This window comes from Citrobacter sp. Cm046, assembly GCF_030333065.1.
Classification (GTDB): Bacteria; Pseudomonadota; Gammaproteobacteria; order Enterobacterales; family Enterobacteriaceae; genus Citrobacter; species Citrobacter murliniae.
This window is the reverse complement of record NZ_JAOWGP010000030.1, coordinates 11,690-36,837: the sequence shown is the minus strand read 5'-3', so window position 1 is coordinate 36,837 and position 25,148 is coordinate 11,690. Positions and strand designations below refer to the sequence as shown.

General features: G+C 52.3%; 20 protein-coding genes. 5 read left to right on the top strand and 15 right to left on the bottom strand.

Annotation, left to right across the window (positions count from 1 at the left end; translation table 11 throughout):
* Nucleotides 1-63: 63 nt before the first annotated feature.
* The 3 genes from gntT to gntX form a co-directional block, all read right to left on the bottom strand.
* The gene (gene gntT / locus OGX98_RS01890) at nucleotides 64-1,380 is read right to left on the bottom strand and encodes a gluconate transporter (RefSeq protein WP_045448464.1); all 1,317 of its coding nucleotides are present in this window, start codon (nucleotides 1,378-1,380) and stop codon (nucleotides 64-66) included.
* Between the two features lie 316 nt (nucleotides 1,381-1,696).
* Nucleotides 1,697-2,272, bottom strand: coding sequence for a Fe-S biogenesis protein NfuA (gene nfuA / locus OGX98_RS01885; RefSeq protein WP_045448462.1), 576 nt, complete (start codon nucleotides 2,270-2,272; stop codon nucleotides 1,697-1,699).
* Between the two features lie 58 nt (nucleotides 2,273-2,330).
* Nucleotides 2,331-3,014 (bottom strand): DNA utilization protein GntX, encoded by a 684-nt coding sequence (gene gntX, locus OGX98_RS01880; protein ID WP_048222911.1) that lies wholly within the window; start codon nucleotides 3,012-3,014, stop codon nucleotides 2,331-2,333.
* Nucleotides 3,015-3,075: 61 nt separating this feature from the next.
* On the opposite strand from gntX, the gene bioH reads away from it, so the two are divergent.
* Entirely contained in the window at nucleotides 3,076-3,846 is a 771-nt protein-coding gene (gene bioH, locus OGX98_RS01875) for a pimeloyl-ACP methyl ester esterase BioH (RefSeq protein ID WP_048222907.1), read from the top strand.
* A 43-nt stretch (nucleotides 3,847-3,889) separates the two neighbouring features.
* Here bioH and OGX98_RS01870 read toward each other — a convergent pair whose 3' ends face one another.
* The 6 genes from OGX98_RS01870 to greB form a co-directional block, all read right to left on the bottom strand.
* Nucleotides 3,890-4,816 carry an Rpn family recombination-promoting nuclease/putative transposase gene (locus OGX98_RS01870; RefSeq protein WP_286594739.1) on the bottom strand — a complete coding sequence of 309 codons (927 nt, stop codon included), beginning with the start codon at nucleotides 4,814-4,816 and terminating at the stop codon, nucleotides 3,890-3,892.
* A gap of 225 nt (nucleotides 4,817-5,041) precedes the next feature.
* The gene (feoC, locus tag OGX98_RS01865; protein WP_045448454.1) at nucleotides 5,042-5,278 is read right to left on the bottom strand and encodes a [Fe-S]-dependent transcriptional repressor FeoC; all 237 of its coding nucleotides are present in this window, start codon (nucleotides 5,276-5,278) and stop codon (nucleotides 5,042-5,044) included.
* Between the two features lie 11 nt (nucleotides 5,279-5,289).
* The gene (feoB, locus tag OGX98_RS01860; protein WP_045448452.1) at nucleotides 5,290-7,608 is read right to left on the bottom strand and encodes a Fe(2+) transporter permease subunit FeoB; all 2,319 of its coding nucleotides are present in this window, start codon (nucleotides 7,606-7,608) and stop codon (nucleotides 5,290-5,292) included.
* Between the two features lie 18 nt (nucleotides 7,609-7,626).
* Entirely contained in the window at nucleotides 7,627-7,854 is a 228-nt protein-coding gene (gene feoA, locus OGX98_RS01855; protein WP_045448450.1) for a ferrous iron transporter A, read from the bottom strand.
* Nucleotides 7,855-8,257: 403 nt separating this feature from the next.
* The gene (locus OGX98_RS01850) at nucleotides 8,258-10,597 is read right to left on the bottom strand and encodes a Tex family protein (RefSeq protein WP_048222901.1); all 2,340 of its coding nucleotides are present in this window, start codon (nucleotides 10,595-10,597) and stop codon (nucleotides 8,258-8,260) included.
* 101 nt (nucleotides 10,598-10,698) lie between these two features.
* Nucleotides 10,699-11,172, bottom strand: a complete 474-nt coding sequence (greB, locus tag OGX98_RS01845) for a transcription elongation factor GreB (protein WP_045448445.1) — start codon at nucleotides 11,170-11,172, stop codon at nucleotides 10,699-10,701.
* A 228-nt stretch (nucleotides 11,173-11,400) separates the two neighbouring features.
* Here greB and ompR point away from each other — a divergent pair, with 228 nt between their 5' ends.
* Nucleotides 11,401-12,120, top strand: a complete 720-nt coding sequence (ompR, locus tag OGX98_RS01840; RefSeq protein ID WP_001157751.1) for an osmolarity response regulator transcription factor OmpR — start codon at nucleotides 11,401-11,403, stop codon at nucleotides 12,118-12,120.
* Nucleotides 12,117-13,469: a two-component system sensor histidine kinase EnvZ gene (gene envZ, locus OGX98_RS01835; RefSeq protein WP_045448442.1), complete on the top strand. Its 1,353-nt coding sequence runs from the start codon at nucleotides 12,117-12,119 to the stop codon at nucleotides 13,467-13,469. The genes ompR and envZ overlap by 4 nt, the downstream gene beginning before the upstream one ends.
* Before the next feature lie 80 nt (nucleotides 13,470-13,549).
* On the opposite strand, the gene pckA is transcribed toward envZ, so the two are convergent.
* The gene (gene pckA / locus OGX98_RS01830) at nucleotides 13,550-15,172 is read right to left on the bottom strand and encodes a phosphoenolpyruvate carboxykinase (ATP) (protein ID WP_045448440.1); all 1,623 of its coding nucleotides are present in this window, start codon (nucleotides 15,170-15,172) and stop codon (nucleotides 13,550-13,552) included.
* A 379-nt stretch (nucleotides 15,173-15,551) separates the two neighbouring features.
* Here pckA and OGX98_RS01825 point away from each other — a divergent pair, with 379 nt between their 5' ends.
* Nucleotides 15,552-17,270, top strand: coding sequence for a DUF4153 domain-containing protein (locus OGX98_RS01825; protein WP_048222898.1), 1,719 nt, complete (start codon nucleotides 15,552-15,554; stop codon nucleotides 17,268-17,270).
* Between the two features lie 45 nt (nucleotides 17,271-17,315).
* On the opposite strand, the gene hslO is transcribed toward OGX98_RS01825, so the two are convergent.
* The 4 genes from hslO to igaA form a co-directional block, all read right to left on the bottom strand.
* Complete coding sequence (gene hslO, locus OGX98_RS01820) at nucleotides 17,316-18,194, bottom strand: Hsp33 family molecular chaperone HslO (protein WP_045449817.1); 879 nt, start codon at nucleotides 18,192-18,194, stop codon at nucleotides 17,316-17,318.
* Between the two features lie 24 nt (nucleotides 18,195-18,218).
* The gene (hslR, locus tag OGX98_RS01815) at nucleotides 18,219-18,620 is read right to left on the bottom strand and encodes a ribosome-associated heat shock protein Hsp15 (protein WP_048222895.1); all 402 of its coding nucleotides are present in this window, start codon (nucleotides 18,618-18,620) and stop codon (nucleotides 18,219-18,221) included.
* Nucleotides 18,621-18,630: 10 nt separating this feature from the next.
* Nucleotides 18,631-19,302, bottom strand: coding sequence for a GMP/IMP nucleotidase (yrfG, locus tag OGX98_RS01810; protein WP_048223482.1), 672 nt, complete (start codon nucleotides 19,300-19,302; stop codon nucleotides 18,631-18,633).
* Between the two features lie 117 nt (nucleotides 19,303-19,419).
* On the bottom strand, nucleotides 19,420-21,555 hold the full coding sequence (gene igaA, locus OGX98_RS01805; RefSeq protein ID WP_045448434.1) for an intracellular growth attenuator protein IgaA: 2,136 nt from the start codon (nucleotides 21,553-21,555) through the stop codon (nucleotides 19,420-19,422).
* A 322-nt stretch (nucleotides 21,556-21,877) separates the two neighbouring features.
* Between igaA and nudE the strand changes: the two genes are divergently transcribed.
* Nucleotides 21,878-22,438: an ADP compounds hydrolase NudE gene (nudE, locus tag OGX98_RS01800; RefSeq protein ID WP_045449813.1), complete on the top strand. Its 561-nt coding sequence runs from the start codon at nucleotides 21,878-21,880 to the stop codon at nucleotides 22,436-22,438.
* A gap of 90 nt (nucleotides 22,439-22,528) precedes the next feature.
* Here nudE and mrcA read toward each other — a convergent pair whose 3' ends face one another.
* A complete protein-coding gene (gene mrcA / locus OGX98_RS01795; protein WP_045448432.1) occupies nucleotides 22,529-25,081 on the bottom strand; it encodes a peptidoglycan glycosyltransferase/peptidoglycan DD-transpeptidase MrcA in 2,553 nt (850 codons plus the stop codon).
* Nucleotides 25,082-25,148: the final 67 nt, after the last annotated feature.

Genomic DNA, 25,148 nt, shown 5'->3' with positions numbered 1-25,148 from the left:
AGATGGCGGGTTCTTTATATTTATGTTGGCCGGGTAAGCATTAGCGAACCCGGCTTTTTTACATCAGATTGCCATATTTAACAGCAGGCACCCTACCAGGCCGCATACCGAAATAATGGTTTCCAGCATTGACCATGACTTGATCGTTTCGCCGATGGTCAGGTTGAAGTATTCCTTGAACAGCCAGAAGCCCGGATCGTTCACGTGGGAGAAAATCACGGAACCCGAACCTACCGCGATAACCATCAGTTCTGGGCTAACGCCGGTGGTCGCAATCAGCGGTGCCACAATCCCACCTGCGGTGATTGCCGCAACGGTGGCAGAACCCAGCGCGATACGCAGTACGGCGGCAATGGACCATGCCATCAGCAGCGGAGATACGTTGGTTTCATGCATCATCGAGGCGATGTATTTGTCGACGCCGCTATCAACCAGAACCTGTTTGAAGGCACCGCCACCACCGATAATCAGCAGCATCATGGCGATGATTTTGATTGAGGAAACCAGCGTGTCGTTAATCTGATCCATCGAACGTCCACGGTTCAGACCAAATGTGAACATCGCAATCAACACCGCAATAAGCGTAGCCATGACCGGGTCGCCGAGGAATTCCGCAACTGGCAGGAAGGCATGTCCTTTCGGCAGGATCATCTCTGCGATAGCACGCATCGCCATCAATACCACCGGAACAAGAGAGGTCCAAACGCTGACGCCAAAGCCAGGCATCTCTTCTTCAGTGAAGGTTTTGGCGCTGTACAGACCTTCCGGGATCGGCTTATCAATACCTTTCAGGAAACGTGCATAAACCGGACCGGCGAGAATAACGGTCGGGATAGCCAGAATCGTACCAAACAGCAGCGTTTTGCCCATATCTGCGTGGAAAATGGTCGCAATAGCGGTCGGGCCCGGGTGCGGTGGTAAGAAACCGTGGGTTACAGACAGCGCAGCGGCCATCGGAACACCAACGTACAGCAGCGGGATATTCGCGGCGGCGGCAATGGTGAATACCAGCGGCAGCATCAGTACGAAGCCAACTTCGTAGAACAGTGCAAAGCCCACGGTGAAGCCGGTTAATACTACCGCCCACTGAATGTGCTTTTTACCGAATTTAGCAATCAGTGTGGTCGCAATACGTTGCGCACCACCGCAGTCTGCCAGCATTTTACCCAGCATGGCGCCAAAACCCATAATCAGGGCAAGGCTGCCAAGGGTTCCGCCGACGCCGGCTTTAATAGAACCGATGACTTTATCCAGTGGCATCCCTTGCATCAATCCGACAGCAAGCGCCACCAGGACGAGAGCGATGAAACCGTTCATTTTGAAACGGATCATCAGGAGGAGTAACAAGATTACACCGATAGCAACGATGACTAATGGCATGATTTACCTGGCCTTTACTTTGTTATGGGTAACGTCAGTGTTTAGATGACAAATTCTGATTGTCCCGACCGGGAACAGAGTATTTACAGCACCAATGCTGATTGCCTTCAAAACTAATCAGTTCAGCTGGCTATTATGGAGTAGTTAGGTGCCCATAAGAATGATACGGGTAACATATGGTGGTTGAAAATCACCTGGGACAGCAAAATTTAAATTATGAGAGGCAGGTCAAATTATGGTGGGGTAATTGCAAGATGGTAGCAGAAGAACGTAGGCCCGGATCGCTGCGCGTCACCGGGCGAATACAGATGGGGACTTAGTAGTAAGAGTGCTCGCCGCGCTGGTGTTCGGTCAAATCGCGAACGCCTTTCAGTTCAGGGAATTCCCCCAGCAGCTGTTTCTCGATGCCTTCTTTCAGCGTGACATCTACCATTGAACAACCGTTACAGCCGCCACCAAACTGCAGAATAGCGTAGCCTTCATCGGTGATCTCCATCAGAGTGACGCGTCCACCGTGGCCAGCCAGTTGCGGGTTGATCTGCGACTGCAGCATGTATTCAACGCGTTCCATCAGCGGCGCATCATCGGATACTTTACGCATTTTCGCATTAGGCGCTTTCAGGGTCAGCTGGGAGCCTAACTGATCGGTAACGAAATCGATTTCAGCATCTTCCAGATAGGGTGCACTCAGTTCATCAACATATGCGGTCAGCAGGGAAAATTTGATGGCGGTGTCGGTTGCTTCCACGGCGTCCGGTGGACAATAAGAAACGCCGCATTCAGCGTTAGGCGTGCCGGGATTAATCACAAATACGCGGATTTGTGTCCCTTCTTCCTGATTTGCCAGCAGTTTGGCAAAGTGCGCTTGTGCAGCATCGGAAATATGGATCATAGTAATGGCCTAATAGTTGACTATTTTACTTGGTTATAATACGCCCATCATCGAGGCTCTACAAGGTTCGACACAGGCACCATACCTGGACAGTCGCCGCGCCGTTGCGCAAAAGTAGTTGCGCGATTTCCGCGACGGTACTTCCGGTAGTGACGACATCATCCACAACAACCATATGGAGTCCCTGTACCGGCAATTCAAGGCGAAAAGCATTTTTCAGGTTGCGTTTGCGTAATCGGGCGCTGAGATGATGCTGCGTGGCGGTCGCCCGAACCCGTGTTATTGCCTGACTGTCCCAGTCACAACCCAGCCAGTGCGCCAAAGGACGGCACAATAAATCGCTCTGGTTAAACCCTCTTCGCCAGTGTCGGCGTTGCCAGAGTGGGACGCTGACGATCCTGTCCGGCAGAGGAAGCCCGCTGGTACGGCGAGCCAGCAACACGTCCAGTAGCAGCAGGCGTGAAAGTGCAGTGGCAATCTCGCTACGGCGCGAAAATTTCAGCTGGTGGATAAGGTTACTCAGCGGCGGAACATAGTCATTGACCGTAACCAACCGCTGCCACGGCGGCGGTTGTTGCAGACACCGGCCGCAGGGAATGGCGGTGTGGGCGGCTGGCATCCCGCACTGGGGGCACAAATTGATATGACGGCGTGTCGCCCGTGTACAAACGGAACAAATTCCCCAATGTCCCAGCGTCAGTGGCATTCGGCATAGCCAGCACAATCCCGGTACTGTTAGCATAGGTTTATCCTTAACAATGTATGCCTACAGGGCTAGGCTCCAAAAAAGAGAACAGTAACTGATGAATGACATCTGGTGGCAGACCCGAGGTTCGGGAAATTGCCATCTTGTGCTGCTGCACGGATGGGGATTGAATGCGGAAGTATGGCATTGCATAAGTGAGGAACTGAGTTCGCATTTCACGCTACATCTTGTCGACTTACCGGGATTTGGCCGTAGTCAGGGTTTCGGCGCGATGCCGCTGGAGGAGATGGCGGAACGTGTTTTACAACAGGCACCAGAGAAAGCCATCTGGCTGGGCTGGAGCCTGGGCGGGCTGGTAGCAAGTCAGGTAGCGTTGACCCATCCTGCTCGTGTTCAGGCGCTGGTTACTGTGGCTTCTTCGCCATGTTTTAGCGCTCGTGATGAGTGGCCGGGTATTAAGCCGGACGTGCTGGCGGGATTCCAGCAACAGCTTAGCGAAGACTTCCAGCGTACGGTAGAGCGTTTTCTGGCGCTACAAACGATGGGAACGGAAACCGCACGTCAGGACGCGCGAACTTTGAAGAAAACGGTGCTGGCATTACCGATGCCGGAAGTGGCGGTACTGAATGGTGGGCTGGAGATCCTGAAAACGGTTGATCTGCGTGAATCTCTCTGCGCATTGCGCATGCCGTTCCTGCGGTTGTATGGATATCTTGATGGGCTGGTACCGCGCAAAGTTGTACCGATGCTGGATGCACTGTGGCCGGAGAGCGAATCTCTGGTGTTTGCCAAAGCGGCACATGCGCCGTTTATCTCGCATCCTGGTGAGTTCTGTGCCGCGCTGATGGCGTTGAAACAGCGGTTATAGCGCCTTTGACTTGCCCGGTGACGCGATGCTTACCGGGCCGACATTAATGCCTTTTTGCCATCAACTCCTCAGCAGAAAGGCCAGTGATTCTGAGAATGGTCAGTCTGTCGATACCGTCGGCTAACATGGTGGCAGCAATGCGTCGTGCTTCGTCTTGTTTACCTTGTTGTAAGCCCTCCTGTAACCCTTCCTGTAACCCATTCATATGCCCTTCCTGGCGTAATCTCTCTGCGATAGTCATCAGTCTCTCCTTGTGTTGAGGTAGGCGTCCGGTTACTTCGTCCATAAATTCTTTGAAATGCGCTGTGTCGCCAGCCTGAATCATGTAATTAAACAGGGCTTTCAACTGGTTGTCATTAGCGTTTCCTTTAACAAGCAGGACGACCAGTTTTTCCACTAATCCCATCAAATCTCGTTTCCGGATATGTTTTTGAATCAGCTCCAGTAGTGCTATACGGCGATGCTGCATGATCTCGTCATCAGCCATTACCGTGATATCTATTAATGGAAAAGTGTTCGCATAAAGTTGTCTGGCTGTCTCCGGATCGTTAAATTTATCCAGCCAGCACAAGGAGTAGGGATATGGGCTGACGGTGCCGTGATAAAAAAGCATGGGGATCACCAGTGGCAGCTTTTTGTGGCCCGCATCCAGATGTCGCTGCATGACTGCAATAGCATAACGCATAAGACGAAACGCCATATGTGCATCCGCGGTGCTCTGATGTTCAATAACCGTGTAGATGTAGCCATCGCCTTCACGAGTTTTTAGTGACCACAACACATCGCAATAGTGCGCACGCAAATCGTCCTCAATAAAACTGCCCGGTTCCAGTTTCAGTGTCTTTAGGTCACAAAGAATACGTAAAGAGTCTGGAAGATGAAGTTGAAGAAAGTCGCGAGCGGTAGCTGGATGGCCCATAAAAGTCTTGAAAATTGCGTCATGCGGCGTAGCTGTAGCGTCAGTATTCATGGCGGTCCGTCACCTGAAGAACAAGATGATGAGACTCTACTTGCCGTAGAAAAGGGAAGCATCCCCGTAATGTTAACGATGTGCAGAGGGTTGGAGGATAAATCTGTTTTGCTGAAAGAGTGACATTCTTATGGAATTCGTTTCGCAAAATCCCGGACAGCATGGATATTAGGTGCCGTTTGTAGGCCGGACAAACGTAGCGTCATCCGGCAAATAGCATTACGTTTAACGCAAAGCCCACCATTCGCGCAGGCAGGCTTTGCCTTCCGGGCAGCTTTTGCAGCTTCCGGAAAGACACCCCTCGGCATCTTCCTGAATTCGCTTCGCTTTGCCCATTTTCTCTAACTGATTCAGCATGGCGTCAATCATTGGCTGCGGGGTATGCAGCGTGTGGCTAATTTGCTTAGCCTCCATACGTCCCCGCAGAGCCAGTAAATCACGAACCTGTATAAGCGATGCCATGATCCACAACCTTAGTGGCAATCGCCAGTCGTGCTGGCACAGCACGAGCTTACCGTTTTGTTGGTTGCCAGCAGCGCAATATCCACACGGCTACGGGCGCGGCGTAGCAGACCCAGCAATACGATGTTAAACAGGATGACGGCTAAAATGCAGACCAGACTGTAGGTCGGGTGCTGACTGTAGCTGACTGCCTGATAGAACAGCGTCGACAGTGAGTAGGCGATATTCAGGCCCCACAGAACGGAGAAGCCCATCCAGCCACGGCTGGATTCACGCGCGATAGCCCCCATAACTGAAATGCACGGAACATACAGCAGTACGAAAATCAGGTAGCTGTAAGCGGCTGCGGCGCTGCCAAATTTTTCGCCCATCACGCCCATGGCGCCAGTTGCCATCTCACCGTCACCTTTACTGGCTTCGATAGGGTTAGCCAGGACGCTCAGGCTGAAGGTATCTTTCAGGCTTTGCCAGGTTTCATCCAGTGCGCCGACTAACTCATCACCGAGGTGGAAATCTGCCGGGTTGAACTCTTCTTCCTGAATATTTTCAGCTGTATAGAGTGTATTCAGTGTACCGACAACCACTTCTTTGGCCATCGCACCGGTGAACAGACCCACGGTGGCCTGCCAGTTATCTTCGTGTACGCCAATCGGTTTAAAGACCGGGGTAATAACGCGGCTGACGGAAGCAAGGGCTGAGTCGTTGATGTTATCGACGATTTTCCCGCTCAGGGAGAAACTGTTAAACGCGCTAAGGAAAATACTGACAATGATAATGACTTTACCGGCACGGAGGACGAAGCCTTTCAGGCGCTGCCAGGTCTGGATGATCAGGCTTTTAATATGCGGGACGTGATAAACCGGCAGTTCCATCACGAACGGCGTTGCTTCGCCACGCATGATGGTGTGCTTGAGCATCAGGCCAGTCAGCACTGCCATGACGATACCTAACACATATAGCGAGAAGACCGCCAGCGCACCGTTCTGACCAAAGAATGCCGCTGCAAACACAGCGAAAATCGCCAGACGTGCACCGCAGGACATAAACGGTGCCATCATGATGGTCATCAGACGTTCACGCGGCGCATCCAGTGTACGTGCGCCCATCACCGACGGTACGTTACAGCCGAAACCAACAATCAGCGGGACAAACGATTTACCCGGTAGCCCCAGCGCCTGCATCAGACGGTCCATTACAAACGCGGCTCGCGCCATGTAGCCGGAGTCTTCGAGGAAGGAGAGGAACAGGTACATCATACCGATTTGAGGGACCAGTGGCAGAACGGTGTTAATCCCGCCGCCAAGACCCTGCGCCAGGAAGATGGTCAGCCAGTCCGGGAAGTGCAGCGTGTAACCAATCCATTGAATACCATGGATAAAGAGTGCCACTGAACCGACGTCAAATAACGGCTGCAGCGCGCCACCGATGTTAATGGCGAGCAGGAACATCAGGTACATCACGAACAGGAATATTGGCAGACCGAGGAAGCGGTTGAGGACGATTTTATCGACAGCGGTGGTGAAGCGGCTTGGCTCGGCGGTTAGCGTGTTGCTGACGGTATCGCAGATCGCGGCAATGCACTGGTATCGCGCATCGGCAATGTGCAGCGCGGGATCGTCCATCGTTTCACTCAGACGGGCAATTGCACCATCCAGATTTTGCGCAGCATCGCCCGCGTAGGCGCGGCTGTAGATATCGCCTTCCAGCATTTGCAGGCCAAGCCAGCGACGTTGTTGTAGCGGCATCTCTTCGGTCATTGCGTCAGCCAGAGAATCTGCTTCACGTAGCAGTGGCTGAGCATAATGGACCAACTCGACGGCGTCGTTCTCTTTATAACGATCGATCGCCAGCTTCAGCGCTTCAATCCCACGTCCACGCGTAGAAACCAGTGGAACCACTGGGCAGCCAAGACGGGCGGAAAGCGCGTCGATATCAATACGGATTTGCTGCTTCTCAGCAATGTCCAGCATGTTAAGCGCGACGATACAGGGGATACCCAGTTCGAGCAGTTGCAGCGTCAGGTAGAGGTTGCGCTCAAGGTTTGAGGCATCGACGACGTTGATAAGCAAGTCGGCGTCGCCGCTTAAAATATAGTGACAGGCAATTTGCTCATCGAGGGAGGTCTGGGATGAGATCGTTGTCAGTGAATACGTACCTGGTAAATCCACCAGTGTGACCTGATGGTCCGTCGTCGCAAAATGACCTTCTTTACGCTCAACGGTGACTCCAGCCCAGTTGCCTACACGCTGACGCGCGCCGGTGAGCTGATTGAATAAAGTTGTCTTGCCGGAATTAGGATTACCAATTAAACCAATGGTTAGTTTTTTCATTTTTATTGACTCACTGTATTAACAGGAAACCGCTTCCACTTCTAATAACGCCAGATCTTTTTTACGCAATACCAGACTTACGCGGCGAGTTTCAATGTGGATAGGATCGCCCAAAGGTGCGACACGTACCACGTTGAATGATGAGCCTGGTAGCATGCCGAGTGACAATAACTTCTGACGGTACGCCGGACTGATTTCACGAGAAAAACCGGTAATTTTCCACGCAGTGTCTGGAGTGAATTGCATAGGGACCTACTTATATCTCGCTAACTGGATGATTACCTCATGGGGCTGCAGGGCGGCATGAGACCAGATGATTAGCTAACGGAGGAAAGAGTAAATAATCAACAATGCAATGATAATGAGAATGGTTTTTATCATCAATAGAATAAGTGTGACGGAATGTAGAATTGGATAATAATTTGAGTCAATTTTGATATGCCTCAACATTTAATCTGGTTTGAGACCGTTAATTTAATTCGGCAATTATTGATTTTTTAATGTTTAATTAAGGTTTCATCTGTTAACGATGTGAAAATTAATTGTGCGGTTAGTCCTCGGCTAATTAAATAACCGCTTCAATTTGTATTATTTAATTGTTAATCGAAATGATATAGCCGGAGGAGCACAAGTGCCCCCCGGCATTCTGTCAGCGTTTCTTACCCATCGCCGCCGCCAGGGCATCCATCATGGCGCTGTTGCCGGCAGGCTGTGTATCACGCCCGCGCGGTTTTGCCGCTTTAGCTGCCGCTGTCGGGCGATTGCCCTGAGCGCGATCGTTGCTACCGCCGCCGCGACGGGCGTTGGTTTCACCTGGCTGTTCGTCCAGACGCATGGTCAGGGCGATACGCTTGCGTGGTAGATCCACTTCCAGCACTTTCACCTTCACAATGTCTCCCGCTTTCACCACGGTGTGTGGATCTTCGACGAACTTATTCGACAGAGAGGAGATATGTACCAGACCGTCCTGGTGAACGCCGATATCAACAAACGCACCGAAGTTAGTGACGTTGGTGACTGCGCCTTCCAGAATCATTCCTGGCAGCAGGTCATTCATGGTTTCCACGCCATCAGCAAACTGTGCGGTTTTGAACTCCGGACGCGGATCTCGGCCCGGTTTTTCCAGCTCTTTGATGATGTCGGTGACGGTCGGCACCCCGAAACGTTCGTCGGTAAAGTCAGATGCCTTCAGGTTACGCAGTTCATTGCTGTTGCCCATCAGGTCACGCAGTGACTGCTCGGTCGCAGCCAGAATACGTTCTACGATCGGATAGGCTTCCGGGTGCACGGTCGAGGCATCCAGCGGGTTATCGCCGTGGTTGATGCGCAGAAAGCCCGCACACTGTTCAAACGCTTTTGGCCCCAGTCGGCTGACTTTTAGTAGCTGCTGACGATTCTGGAACTGACCGTTCTCATCACGCCAGGCAACAATATTTTGCGCCATCATCCGGGTCAGGCCCGCGACACGCGTTAACAGCGGGACGGAGGCGGTGTTCAGGTCTACGCCGACGGCGTTTACGCAGTCTTCCACCACCGCATCCAGCTTACGGGCAAGCTGTGTCTGGCTAACGTCGTGTTGATACTGACCGACACCGATCGATTTCGGATCGATTTTCACCAACTCAGCCAGTGGATCCTGCAGACGACGGGCGATAGAGACCGCACCGCGCAGTGAGACGTCGAGATCAGGAAACTCCTGTGCGGCCAGTTCGGAAGCGGAGTAGACCGATGCCCCGGCTTCGCTGACGATCACTTTTTGCGCGGTGACTTTCGGGAACTGTTTTTGCACATCCAGGAAGAAGCGTTCGGTTTCGCGGGACGCGGTGCCGTTACCAATCGCTACCAGTTCAACGTTGTATTTTTCACACAGCGCAGCAACGGCAACGGCGGCTTTGGCTGCCTGACCGGTATGTGGATAAATGGTGTCGGTAGCAACCAGTTTGCCGGTGCCGTCGACGACCGCAACCTTAACGCCGGTACGCAGGCCGGGATCGAGACCCATCGTAGCACGCAGGCCTGCCGGAGCAGCCATCAACAGATCGTGCAGGTTTCGGGCAAAGACGTTAATCGCCTCATCTTCCGCACGCTCGCGCACGGTCCCCATAAGTTCAGTCTCAAGATGCATCAGCACTTTGATGCGCCATGTCCAACTGACGACGCCTTTTCGCCAGCTGTCTGCTGGTGCGTTGTTCAGTCGCAGGCCAAGGTGATCCTGAATTATCTGCTCACCGTGACTCTCTTTTGGCGGCTCATCGAATTGCGGATCGGCATTCAATGAAAGCTGTAGCACGCCTTCGTTACGGCCACGGAACATTGCCAGTGCGCGGTGAGAAGGGACGCTGGAAATCGGTTCATGGTGATCGAAGTAATCACGGAATTTTGCGCCTTCCTCTTCTTTACCGCTCACTACGGTGGAAACCAGATGCGCATTCTTCCACAGGTAATCACGCACTTTTGCCAGCAGCGCAGCGTCTTCAGCAAAACGTTCCATCAGGATGTAACGTGCGCCGTCGAGTGCGGCTTTAGTATCCGCTACGCCGTTGTCGGCGTTGATGTATTGTGCCGCTGTGGTTTCTGGATCGTGGGAAGGTTCGTTCCACAGCAGATCAGCCAACGGCTCAAGTCCGGCTTCAATGGCGATTTGTCCGCGGGTGCGGCGTTTTGGTTTGTACGGCAGATAGAGGTCTTCGAGTTCGGTCTTACTTAACGTGCCGTTGATCGCTTTCGCCAGGTCGTCGGTCAGTTTGCCTTGCTCGCTGATAGATTTGAGAATGGCCTGACGGCGGTCTTCCAGTTCACGTAAATAACCCAGACGGCTTTCCAGGTTACGCAACTGCGTGTCATCCAGACCGCCGGTGATTTCCTTACGATAACGTGCGATAAACGGCACGGTGTTCCCTTCGTCAAGCAGGCGAACGGCAGCTTCTACCTGTTCGGCGCGAGCCTGAATTTCACCCGCGATAATGCGGCAGAACGAATCATTCATCATGGATTTAGTTTCATCTTTAGGATCAAAAATCAGGGGATAGTTATACGGACTGACACGCCAAAATGCCAGCCGAGAACCGATTCTCTCGGAATGTTCCAGGCTTATTTAACGTATTCAATCTCGTTAACGTACCAGCTGGCTTCCCCGGCAGGTGTGTTCACCACCGCGAGATCGCCCACCTCTTTTTTCAGCAGTGCTCGCGCCATCGGTGAGTCGATAGAGATGTAATCCTTACGACCAAAAATTTCATCGTATCCGACAATGCGGAATTTGCGGGTATCGCCATCATCATTTTCAATCTCAACCCACGCGCCAAAGAATACTTTGCCCTCCTGCTGTGGGGAGTAATCGACTATTTTCAGATTCTCCATGCACTTCGTCAAATAACGGACACGCCTGTCGATCTCTCGCAGGCGCTTTTTATTATACTGGTAGTCAGCATTTTCGCTGCGGTCGCCCAGACTTGCGGCCCAGGTGACTTTTTTGGTGACTTCCGGGCGCTCTTCACGCCAGAGATAATTCAGCTCTTGTTTGAGTTTTTCATACCCTTCACGGGTTATCAGGGGCGTTTTCATCTTATTGTTTTACCTTCGACTCTGTGATGATGCGCACAATTAGTATTACGTGAGCATATCAACAGAATAAATAATGTATTGCGAGAAACATTGTATACTTAAGCTGCTGTTTAATATGCTTTGTAACAATTTAGCCTGGAATTCATACCAGAATTCACTGGTTACTCTCGTAAGCTTTCTTAAGAATACACACTTACAATTGTTGCGAACCTTTGGGAGTATAAAACAATGCAAGAGAACTATAAGATTCTGGTGGTCGATGACGACATGCGCCTGCGTGCGCTGCTGGAGCGTTATCTGACTGAGCAGGGCTTCCAGGTTCGAAGCGTCGCAAACGCTGAGCAGATGGATCGTCTGCTAACCCGTGAATCCTTCCACCTTATGGTACTGGATCTAATGCTTCCTGGTGAAGATGGCCTGTCAATTTGCCGCCGCCTGCGCAGTCAGAGTAACCCGATGCCCATCATTATGGTGACGGCGAAGGGCGAAGAAGTTGACCGTATCGTCGGGCTGGAAATCGGTGCTGACGACTACATCCCTAAACCGTTTAACCCGCGTGAACTGCTGGCGCGTATTCGCGCTGTGCTGCGTCGTCAGGCGAATGAGCTACCGGGCGCGCCTTCTCAGGAAGAAGCGGTAATTGCTTTCGGTAAGTTCAAACTTAACCTCGGTACTCGCGAAATGTTCCGCGAAGATGAGCCTATGCCGCTGACCAGCGGTGAATTTGCGGTGCTGAAAGCGCTGGTCAGTCACCCGCGTGAACCGCTGTCTCGCGATAAGCTGATGAATCTTGCCCGTGGTCGCGAGTATTCCGCGATGGAGCGTTCCATTGACGTGCAGATTTCTCGTCTGCGTCGCATGGTGGAAGAGGATCCAGCACATCCGCGTTACATTCAGACCGTATGGGGTCTGGGCTACGTCTTTGTCCCGGACGGTTCTAAAGCATGAGGCGAATGCGCTTCTCGCCACGAAGTTCGTTTGCTCGCACATTATTGCTCATCGTCACCTTGCTTTTTGCAAGCCTGGTGACGACTTATCTGGTGGTGCTGAACTTCGCGATCCTGCCGAGCCTCCAGCAGTTTAATAAGGTCCTGGCCTACGAAGTTCGTATGCTGATGACCGATAAACTGCAACTGGAGGACGGTACACAGCTGGTTGTGCCTCCCGCATTCCGCCGGGAAATTTACCGTGAGCTGGGAATTTCCCTCTATTCCAACGAAGCCGCTGAAGAAGCTGGACTGCGTTGGGCGCAACACTATGAATTCTTAAGCCATCAGATGGCGCAACAGCTCGGTGGCCCGACGGAAGTTCGCGTTGAGGTCAACAAAAGCTCGCCTGTTGTCTGGCTGAAAACCTGGCTGTCGCCTAATATCTGGGTGCGCGTACCACTGACGGAAATCCATCAAGGCGATTTCTCACCGCTGTTCCGCTATACGTTGGCGATTATGCTGCTGGCTATCGGGGGGGCGTGGCTGTTTATTCGTATCCAGAACCGACCGCTGGTAGATCTTGAGCATGCGGCATTGCAGGTGGGGAAAGGTATTATCCCACCGCCGCTGCGAGAGTATGGCGCTTCAGAGGTGCGTTCCGTTACCCGTGCTTTCAACCATATGGCGGCGGGCGTTAAGCAACTAGCCGATGACCGAACCCTGCTGATGGCGGGAGTCAGCCACGATCTGCGTACGCCGCTGACGCGTATTCGTCTGGCGACGGAAATGATGGGCGAAGAAGATGGTTATCTTGCGGAGTCCATCAATAAGGATATTGAAGAGTGTAACGCCATTATCGAGCAGTTCATCGATTACCTGCGGACGGGTCAGGAGATGCCAATGGAGATGGCGGATCTGAACTCCGTGCTGGGGGAAGTGGTTGCGGCGGAAAGTGGTTATGAGCGTGAAATTGACACCGCACTGCAGCCTGGCGTTATTCAGGTGAAGATGCATCCACTGTCGATTAAACGTGCGGTCGCCAATATGGTGGTTAACGCAGCCCGCTATGGTAATGGCTGGATTAAGGTCAGCAGCGGAACGGAGCCACATCGCGCCTGGTTCCAGGTGGAAGATGATGGTCCGGGTATCAAGCCGGAGCAACGCAAACATCTGTTCCAGCCGTTTGTCCGCGGCGACAGCGCGCGTAGCACCAGTGGTACCGGTCTGGGTCTGGCTATCGTACAGCGTATTATTGATAACCATAACGGTATGCTGGAAATTGGTACCAGTGAGCGCGGGGGATTGTCGATTCGCGCCTGGCTTCCGGTTCCTTTCACCCGCGTACAGGGTGCAACTAAAGACGTATAAAAAAGGGAGGCGCGATGCCTCCCTTTTTGTCTCGGTCATTTCTGTTGACCGGAAGGATACCCACCTTCCGGCACGTCAATTTACAGTTTCGGACCTGCGCTAACCAATGCTGCACCAGCTGGTGTATCGGTGTACTTCTCAAAGTTTTCGATAAACAGTTTCGCCAATGCATTGGCTTTTTCCTGCCATTGCTCTGGTGATGCGTAGGTATTACGCGGATCGAGAATACGCGTATCCACGCCCGGCAGTTCCGTTGGGATCGCCAGGTCAAACATCGGCAGACTGAACGTTTCCGCATCATCCAGCGAACCGTTCAGAATGGCGTCGATAATGGCGCGAGTATCTTTAATTGAGATACGCTTGCCGGTGCCGTTCCAGCCGGTATTCACCAGATAAGCCTGTGCGCCTGCGGCCTGCATACGTTTCACCAGAACTTCTGCATACTGGGTTGGGTGCAGTGACAGGAATGCCGCACCGAAGCAGGCAGAGAAGGTTGGGGTCGGTTCAGTCACACCACGCTCGGTACCGGCCAGTTTAGCGGTAAAGCCTGAGAGGAAGTGGTACTGAGTTTGATCTGCTGTCAGGCGAGAGACTGGCGGCAGAACACCAAACGCATCGGCGGTCAGGAAGATTACCTTGGTGGCATGGCCCGCTTTTGACACCGGCTTAACGATATTGTCGATGTGATAAATCGGGTAGGAAACACGGGTATTCTCGGTTTTAGAACCGTCGTCGAAATCGATAGAACCGTCTTCACGAACGGTGACGTTTTCCAGCAGCGCATCACGGCGGATTGCATTGTAGATTTCCGGCTCGGCATCTTTAGACAGCTTGATAGTCTTCGCGTAGCAGCCGCCTTCAAAGTTAAATACACCATCGTCATCCCAACCGTGCTCATCGTCGCCAATCAGGCGGCGTTTCGGGTCGGTGGACAGGGTGGTTTTACCGGTACCTGAGAGGCCAAAGAAGACCGCCACATCACCTTTTTCGCCTACGTTCGCAGAGCAGTGCATGGATGCAATACCCTTCAGCGGCAGCAGGTAGTTCATGACGGAGAACATACCTTTCTTCATCTCGCCGCCGTACCAGGTGCCACCGATCAACTGAATGCGTTCAGTCAGGTTGAATGCAACGAAGTTTTCAGAGTTCAGACCCTGCTCTTTCCATTGTGGGTTGGTGCATTTTGCGCCGTTCATTACGATAAAATCAGGTTTAAAATCAACCAGTTCTTCATCGCTCGGACGGATGAACATATTTTTGACAAAATGCGCCTGCCAGGCGACTTCGGTAATGAAGCGCACGGAAAGACGGGTATCTGCGTTGGCACCGCAGAACGCATCAACGATAAACAGGCGCTTGCCAGAAAGTTGTTGGGTGACTAACCCTTTCAGATGCTGCCAGGTTTCCTGGGAGAGCGGTTTGTTGTCGTTCTTGCCTTTACCTTTGTCGGACCACCACAGCGTGTCACGCGTGGTGTCGTCGCGGACAATGTACTTATCCTTCGGCGAACGCCCGGTAAAGATACCGGTATCAACTGCAACGGCGCCCAGGTTAGTTAATACGCCACGCTCGTAACCTTCCAGGTTTGGATCAAGTTCTTCCTGGTACAACAGGTCGTAGCTTGGATTGTAAACGATATCCTGAACGTCATTGATACCATAAGCCTTGAGATCTTGCGGGGTTAAACTGGTGTTCACACGCATTTCACTGCTCCTTAGCCAATATGTATTACCTGGAATAGTAAGGTTTTTTAGGGGTTGCTAACCGCGACAAGGCTCATAGATTTACGTATCCGGGCAAAATCACGGGCGACCGAATACGCTGCGACTCCTGTCACAAAGAGGCGGATATTATGGCAGGAAACCCTTTTTTGTTGTGGAAAATGTTCTTAAAACGTTAATGGAGAGTGTATTTGGCGGGAATGTTGTGAGTGTAATCGCATTCATGTAAGAAAATAACGTAACTAAAACATGAGAAATATCGATTCACTTCGCGCAGTTGTGGACTGAAAGCGGCATGTTGGTGCAACGAATTGTGAAGATGATGCGATAATTAGCCTTTCTCTCCAGTCAGGATAACGATATGGATAGTGTTGAACTTTCACCTACGACTCGTTGGGGCATGATGTTAGTCGGCCTGCTGCAAGGCGTGTTGTGTTATCTGCTGATGACATACCTCATACCTCATAACAGCGACTGGCTGTTCTATGGGATGCCCGTAACGGTTGCGCTGACTTCGGCACTTCTGCTTACTGTCGTTTCTTTCAGGCAGCGTGCGCTGTGGTGCTGGATGGCACTGATCTTCGTTGTTGTGCTGGCGATGAGCGTTTGGCTGAAATGGAACGTCGGGGGCAGTAATCGGTGGAGACAGGAAGACGTTTTTTTCGTTTACGGCTGGCGCTTACTTCTCATGGCAATGCTGGCACTGCCCTGGATTCAATACCAACTCCACGCGCGTACCGATCAGTCTCGCTATTCTCAGTTTTATACCTGCTTTTGGCTTAACACGCTGACGCTGCTGATTGTCTTTGTCACTAACGGCTTGTTCTGGCTGGTGCTCCTGCTGTGGAGTGAGATGTTTAAGCTCGTCGATATTACCTTCTTTAAGACGCTTTTCTTTGAGACCGATTGGTTCGGTTATGTGGCATTTAGCTTGATTACCGCACTGGCGGTAGTTCTGGCACGTACGCAGTCGCGTTTGGTGGCTGCCGTTCAAAAGTTACTGACATTTATCGCTACGGGTCTTTTACCGCTGGTTGCGCTGTTAGCGCTGATGTTTATGCTGACCGTGCCTTTCACCGGGCTGGAGGCGATTTCACAGCGGGTGTCGGCGGCTGGCTTGATGTCCACGTTGACGCTGATCCTCCTGCTGTTGATGGCCATTGTGCGCGAGCCGCAAAAAGAGGCGTTACCCTATCCTGGCGCGTTACGCTATCTGATCAAATTCTCACTCGTTGTCGCCCCCATTTATATGCTGATTGCCGGTTGGGCACTATGGGTGCGCATTCACCAATATGGCTGGACGCCTGAGCGCTTGCATGGTGTGCTGGTTGTCGTTGTGCTGCTGACCTGGTCGCTTGGCTATCTGGCGAGCATATTATGTCGTGGCCGTAACCCACTTGAAATTCAGGGAAAGGTTATCCTTGGTGTTTCATTACTGGCCCTGGGGCTGTTGATTCTGTTGACGTCGCCCGTACTCGACGCATGGCGCATTAGCGTCAACAGTCATATGGCACGCTACTACAGTGGTAAAAATACGCCGGATCAGGTCAGTCTGTATATGCTGGATCGTAGCGGAAAACCGGGACGGGCAGCGTTGGAGGCATTACGCAATGATGAGGCGTTCAACAAGGATAGTAAGCGCAGGCGTGACTTAAACTCACTTCTACAGGGAGAGCGCGATCCGATTAAGACTCTGACCGCGACACAGCTAGCTCCAAAGGTGATGATCGCGCCGGGCAGCAAGAAGCCAGACGAGGCGTTCTGGGTGTTTGTCAAAGGGCAGAGCTACCGTATTAGCTCCTGTTTTGAACAGGACGCATGTGTGCTCGTTGATCAGGATCTCAACGCTGATGGCAAGCCTGAACAGGTGCTGTATGCATTTGCTGAGGGAGAAAGTCTGGTCATTGGTATGAAAGGGGAACAATGGGATCTGGTCGCCGTTGCTCAGTTACCGGAGGGATTTAATAAGGACCAACTTCTGCAGGCGCTGGTGAATCATAAACTGGATTCAGCCCCCAGGGTCTGGCGGGATATCACCATTAATGGCGAACGGCTAAAAATGAATTATTACGCTGAGTAAGCGAGCGTTAGCCCGGCAGGATGAACAGCCCGCCGGGCTAAGAACTTAATGCACCTGCGGGTCAGCAGGGGACGCGTTACTACGGATCTCAGCAATATCCATAGCGTTAAACAGATAGTGGCTACCGCAGTAATCGCAGTGCATATCGATTTCGCCTTCTTCTGCCAGAATGCTGTCCACTTCTTCGTCCGGCAGCGTTTTCAGTGCGCCAGCACAACGTTCGCGTGAACAGGTACATTTGAACTCAACATCCTGCGGATCGTAAAGCGTCACTTCTTCTTCGTGGTACAAACGCCACAGTACTTCGTTGGCAGGCAGCGTTAGCAGTTCTTCAGCTTTAATGGTTTCTGTCAGCGCAGCAAGGTGATCAAAATCATCCGCCTGCGCATTTTGTGCTGGCATCACCTGCAGCAGCATACCGCCAGCTGCTGGTTTGCCATCGACGTCGCCAGTACGGATAAAGAGACGCGTTGGCAGCTGTTCTGAACGCAGGAAGTAGTCTTCCAGACAGGCCGCCAGAGTATCTCCTTCCAGACCGACCACGCCCTGATAGCGCTCGCCTTCTTCCGGGGTAATGGTGATCACCAGATAGCCGTTGCCGACCAGAGTTTTCAGGTCGGCATTTTCAGGGATATCGCCCTGTATGCGAGCGACTCCGCGCATTTGCTGATTGTTGTTGCCATTAATTACCGCCAGGCTGAGCGGGCCATCGCCTTGCAACTGCACGGTGATATCACCGGCAAATTTCAGTGTAGCGGTCAGCAGGCTGGTAGCAACCAGCAGCTCGGCCAGCACGGTTTTGACCGGCTGAGGGTAAGTATGGTTTTCGAGGATCTGTTGCAGGGTTTCCGAAACGGTTACCAGCTCGCCGCGCACGGCAAAGTTTTCAAACAGATAACGATGTAATTGGTCATGTTGCGGCATAATCATCTCTCTTGCAGGTGACAGTCATTCACTGTCGCCGTGTTTAAATCGTAACAGGTCGCGGCGCTCTTTTTTGTCCGGCCGCCTGTCCGGGTGCGGCATAGTCAGGGCATTAAGCTTACGTGCCAGCGCCATTTTTTCGCGTTTTTCAACGCTCTCCGCGGTTTCTTCATACAGCGAAACGGCTTCAGTTGCCGGGCGACGCTGTTCGGTAATGGCCTTGATAATGACCGTCCGCTCGTCATTTCCCTGGCGCAGGGTGAGGGTGGCATTCAGTTCGACAATTTTACTCGGCTTACTGCGCTGCCCGTTGTAATGCACCTTACCGCCTTCAACCATTTCACGGGCTATCGCACGTGTTTTATAAAAACGTGCTGCCCACAGCCATTTATCCAGCCTGACTTCAACAGAGGGCTTCTCTTTCATGGCATCTCCTTCACATCAGTGAGGGGATCAGTCGGCGGTAGTCATTCAGTGACGGATGGCGTGCATACTGTTTTTCCGCAATACCTGAGTCGGGATTGGTCACGCCGAGGCAGTAACGAATGCCGAATTGAGCAGCGGCGTCGAGAATGGGTTCGCTGTCGTCAATAAACAGCGTCTTCTCGGCACTTATTCCCGTTTCTTCAGCCACAGCGTGCCATAACCGCTGATCCTCTTTGGGATAACCAAATGTGTGGGTGGAAAGTAATAAATCAAGGTGTGAGGCCAGTCCGGTATGCTCCAGCTTCACCGCCAGGTTATGTGGATGTGCGTTAGTCAGCAAAATACGTCGCTTACCGGACGCTTTTAAGGCATCAAGAAACGGAACCGTATCTTCACGCAGCACTGCACGCGGCCCCTGTTCCGTCGTCATGGCGCAAATATCCAGACCCAGGCACTCGCTCCAGTAATCCAGGCAGTACCAGTTTAGCGTATGCTGTACGGCATGATACTGCTGGCGAATATATTCCTGAGCTTCCCGGGGGGTAATGCCTTGCTGAGCGCCATAGGTTTCCGGCACCAGTTTTTGCCAGAAATAGTTATCGAACGCCAGATCGAGCAGCGTGCCGTCCATGTCCAGCAAGACCGTGTCGACATTCTGCCAGGCAATATCAAGACACTTCATCATTCAAGCTGCCCCTGCGTTTGTTGACCCCAGAGACTGACTTTCATCAGCACCTGGGAATTATCCTGAGGAAAATTAGATGCGCGACAGGGTAGCATATCCTGTCGCGCGGGCGTGTTATCGAATCAGGCTTTCCGGGTCGTCAATCAGCGTTGGATTCAGGCAACTTTCGTAGTATCCCTGAATTTCCGCGATGCGGGAGCGGTGACGCTGGTAGCGTCTGAAGGCCTGAACGCCGTTGTAGATGGCGCAACCCAGCATGCTAAACATCAACAGCGTGGTGCCAAGATAACGCCATAAGCCCGCGCGATCAGGGATTCGATGCAGGCCAATGTGCTGAGTGCCGTTGGCGTCGGTAGAGATATTGGTGACAATTCCTTCAGCGCGGAAGGGAGTCTGCATTAGCATCTGCGCCAGGCGCTGGAAGGCGCTCCACTGTTCTTGCGGCGGGTAGTCGTACAGAGAGGTCGATGGCCAGGCTTGATCGACCAGATCGCTGCCTTCATCACTAATAATCAGGAATCCCCCCGGGGCAGGGCTGTTCAGCGCCTGAGCCGCCCGTGCGGTCTCTCGTGAAATAAACGGTGCTGTAGACGTATTCACCAGATTATCCAGCGACTCTGCGCTAACCGGTCGCAGCAGAACGTTTACGCCATCCAGCTTCCCGGCGTTTGCCCGCTTAACCAGCGCAGTCCAGTCTTTACTGTTGCCTAAATTAACCAGCGCATTTTTCAGGCGCACGCATTCATCCTCGGCGGCGCACAGATCGGCAGTTTTCAGGACAATTTCACCAAAATCATCCAGCAGTACCATACCGGATTTTTGGATTGCCGAACGTAGCGATGCGCTGACACGGGAGTCATCATCTGGTTTTGGATGGAGCTGACGGTTGACGGCCTGCGTTAGCGCAATGGCTTTATTCACCAGATCGGATTCTGGCAACGGCAGCGCACGGGCATCGTTCCAGATAATTTGCGAGCAGTCGAAAGGCGTAAAAGGCGTGGCGGGCAGCGCGCTCCAGCTCCCTGGTGTATGAATATTACACATTCCCGTACCGCTCAGATGCAGTGTGTCACCAACACGAACGCCTGCGTTTTCAAGCTGCTTAACGCTGGTGGCTTCGATAGTTTGTGCGCCTTTCATCCATGAAAGGGTGAATTTTATCGGCATATCCAGCGGGATCCAAAACAGCAGCATCAGCAATACCAGCAACGAGCCGCCAGCGATGACGGCGCTGCGTAACCAGTGTTGTAGCGGAAAGTTTTTTACTTCGTCGTGCAGGGATAAAAAACGGCCCTGGCGGACAACGTGGCGATCCAGATAAATATCGATATCCGTTTGCTGCCCGAGGTCCTGCGCAATGTATGGCTGCCAGTGAGGCGGGTAAATCAAATCGATAATTCCCAGCGAGATATTATTGATTTGCTCCTGGTCGTTTTCACCAAATAGTCCCCACCGGCGCGGGGTTCCACGCAGACAATGTATTTCCCGCAGCGCGGTTTTAGACGGCGGGGCAAACAATCCCCACAGCCCAGCGGCCAGCAGCAGCACGGCTCCGCCGACCATCCACGGCACGAAAGTATCCGGCATAATTAAACAGAAAAAGAACAGCAGGAACGAAGCCACAATCAGTAACGCTTCGCGCAGCCCCGCAGGGCGGCTAAGTACATACTCTTCGTGTGTTTCCTGGCGAATATTCAGCAATTCAATCTGCTCACTCTCTTCGCCGCGAATGGATGCCTGCGTAGACGCGGTGTGTTGCAGCGCGTAGCCACGCGCCTCCTGCATATACTCTTGCAGTGTGTGCCCGTTTAAAGAGATAACCAAAGGCAGCGTATTGGTGTGGATCAGCTCAACGTTATTTTCGTCATTGATGTACTGTTCCCAGAATGGAGGCAGGTGTACCTCAACGGAGTCCAGATAGTAGCGCCATTTGTTAGGATCGTCGGTGGTGATGCCATAGCGCGTAATCGAATGAGTCAGAACGATGACGCTGTTACTTTGGGAATTCAACGTTAACGATACAGGCGCAGTACTGGCTCCTGTTGGGCCAGGAACTTGCTGAATTTGACTGAGGTTTTCAAGATAGTTTTCGACTGCACCACGCTCTTCGGGTGTCAGTTTACGCTTTGTCGCGTCTGAGAATACGTTGCTCCAGGGCAATTTTTGCCGCCTGGATTTTAATCTGAGTAGCCAACCTGCAAGTAACGAGCAGGCCAGCAAAGCAGCTAAAAAAATCAGAATGGTGCTCATGCTTTCCCCATCTTACTTAGTCTGTCAGGTGTAGTCAGTCGCACCTTGTACAATATTCGTGATTCTGTGGTTGGCTATCGGCAAGCGTGGAGTTGAACTTGAGCATCTTTATGAACAGCCCAGTAAATGCGAATAATAGCAAAATCACTAAAAACGGAATATCAGCAAATTCCTGGAGTTATTTCAACCTATTGACTTTTAATTTGAAATGAGAATTAACTTTTAGTACGTTACATAAATGTAAATAAACGGCAATTCACGTTGCCGAAACCGTGCGGTCTATCGCACAATGACCCCAGATTTCACAGCAAAGATCCTCATGATGAGCAAATCATTACAGAAACCCACGATTTTGAAAGTGGAAACCGTCGCACAATCCCGGTTGTTTAAAATCGAAAGCGTGGACCTTGAGTTCAGCAATGGCGTACGCCGCGTGTATGAACGTATGCGCCCGTCCACTCGCGAAGCGGTAATGATTGTGCCGATTGTTGACGACCACCTGATTCTCATCCGCGAATATGCGGTGGGGACAGAATCCTACGAACTTGGGTTTTCTAAGGGATTAATCGATCCCGGTGAAAGCGTGTTTGACGCGGCGAATCGGGAGCTGAAAGAAGAAGTGGGATTTGGGGCAAAGGACCTGACGTTTCTGAAAAAACTCAGCATGGCACCCTCCTATTTCTCCAGCAAGATGAACATCGTGGTGGCGGAGGATCTTTATCCTGAATCGCTGGAAGGCGATGAACCAGAACCGTTACCACAAGTGCGCTGGCCGCTGGCACATTTGATGGACCTGTTAGAAGATCCTGATTTTCATGAAGCGCGTAATGTGAGCGCACTGTTTCTGGTTCGCGAATGGCTGAAAGGACAGGGACGACTTTGATTTTTATGTCCGGTGGTGCTGTCGCTTATCCGGCCTACGATTTAGCCACTGTACGTAGGCCGGATGAGCAACGCACCATCCGGCAAAAGATTAGAACAACTCGTGTGTCTCACCATTATCGATAATGGTTGTCCCCACTTCATGCACAGCCTGCTGAGTTGGCTGCGTGCCCTCAATAAAATACTCTTCGCGACTGTTTCCGCCGCTCGCCAGTTGCCCAGTACTGCGATCAATATTGACCGTCACGATGCCAGGCGGTGGCGTCAGCGGCTGCTCAGGAACGCCTTCTAACACACTCTTCATGTAGGCATCCCACGCCGGCTGTGCGCTCTTTGCTCCACCTTCATAGCCAGAGATTTGATCTTTGATTGCACCAGAGGCGGTGGAGTGTCCGAGATTGCGGCGATGATCGTCAAAACCGATCCATACCGAGGTTACAACCCCAGGCCCATAGCCGGAGAACCAGGCATCTTTAGAGCTGTTGGTGGTCCCGGTTTTACCGCCGATATCACGACGTTGTAAATCGCGACCCGCACGCCAACCGGTTCCCATCCAGCCCGGCTCGCCGAAGATATTGGTGTTCAGCGCGCTTTTAATCAGGAAAGCCAGCGGTGTGTTGATCACGTGAGGAGCATATTCCTGTGTCCCGCTTTGTGCGACCAGCGCCTGATTAGCCTGCTCAAGCTTCGGCATCGGCACGGTGGAATTCTGCTGTTCCTGCGAGATGGCGACGTCCTCAACGTTACTGTTTTCCAGTACGTTAGACTTCTGGGTATCACCATAAATGACAGGAATATCACACTCCGGGCAGGCAATTTTCGGCTTCGCTTCGAAGATGACCCCGCCCTGATCGCTTTCAATCTTGCTGATAAACCATGGGTCAACCAGGAAACCACCGTTGGCCATAACCGCGTAGCCGCGTGCCACCTGCATTGGGGTGAATGATGCGGAACCCAGAGCCAGTGATTCGGTGTGGACAATGTTCTGTGCCGGGAAGCCGAAACGCTGCAGATATTCTGCCGCGTAGTCCACGCCCATCGCTCGCATCGCGCGAACCATCACGACGTTCTTCGACTGACCGAGTCCCTGACGTAAGCGGATAGGCCCGGCGTACTGCGGCGGTGAGTTTTTCGGCTGCCAGTCAGAACCGGCACCCGCATCCCAGCGAGAAATCGGCACGTCATTCAGCATACTTGCCAGCGTCAGACCTTTATCCATCGCGGCGGTATAGAGGAATGGTTTGATATTCGAACCGACCTGACGCAACGCCTGAGTTGCACGGTTGAATTTGCTCTGATTGAAATCAAAACCACCCACCAGCGCCAGTACCGCACCGTTTTGCGGGTTGATAGAGACCAGGGCGGAGTTAACGTCCGGTACTTGTGCCAACCACCAGGCATCGCCGACCTGGCGTACCCAGATTTGCTGACCTGTCTGGACGACATCTGTCACTTTACGCGGTGTCGGGCCTTGTTGTGTATCTGAACGGTATGGACGCGCCCAGCGCATGCCTTCCATGCGCAATGCAACCGACGTGCCGTCTGCCAGTGTAGCTGTTGCTTCCTGCGGATTAGCGCTGGTGATCGCTGCCGGTAGTAATGGTCCGTAGGTTGGGAGAGCTTTCAGCGAATCGGTGATTTTTTTGGTATCCCAGGCGCTTTCACCCACTTTCCACAACACATTCGACGGGCCGCGGTAGCCGTGGCGCATGTCGTAATCCATTACGTTGTTGCGTACTGCCTGCTGGGCTGCTTGCTGTACTTTGCGTGTGATGGTGGTGGTGATGCGATACCCGTCTTCATAGGCTTTTTCGCCATAACGGCTATACATCTCCTGACGTACCATCTCAGATAAATAGGGTGCAGAGAAGGCTATTTCCGGAGCGTGGTAGTTGGCGTCAATGGCTTCGCTACGCGCCTGATCGTACTGGGCCTCGGTAATGTAGTTCTCGCTCAACATACGTGACAACACGACGTTACGTCTCGCGGTAGCTCGGTCCATTGAATAGAGCGGGTTGAATGTTGACGGCGCTTTTGGCAGCCCGGCAATTACGGCTATCTCGCTTAAGCTGAGCTGGTCGACCGTCTTGCCGAAATAGACCTGTGCCGCGGCACCCACGCCATACGCGCGATACCCCAGATAAATCTTGTTCAGATAAAGCTCGAGGATCTCGTCTTTACTCAGCAATTGCTCAATGCGGATCGCCAGGAACACCTCTTTGATCTTACGCATCAGCGTGCGTTCCGGGCTAAGGAAGAAGTTTCTCGCCAGCTGTTGGGTAATGGTACTTGCCCCCTGCGACGCATGGCCGGAGAACAGCGCTACGCTTGCCGCACGGAAGATCCCGACCGGGTCAACACCATGATGCTCATAAAAACGGCTGTCTTCTGTCGCGATAAAAGCTTTGACCATTTCCGGCGGCATTTGATCCAGCGTTACCGGGATTCGGCGTTTCTCGCCATATTGCGCGATCAGCTCGCCGTCAGCGCTGTAAACCTGCATCGGGATCTGCAAACGTACATCTTTTAACGTCGCGACGTCAGGTAATTGCGGCTCAATGTAGCGATAGAGGCCATAAATCGAGCCTGCTCCCAGCAGGATGCAACATACTGCAAGGATTAATAAATACTTTACGAACTTCACTGGAGATTTCCCATTTAGTGGCATTTGGGCAGTTTATAAACAAACGCGCGGTAGTATAAAGGCAAGC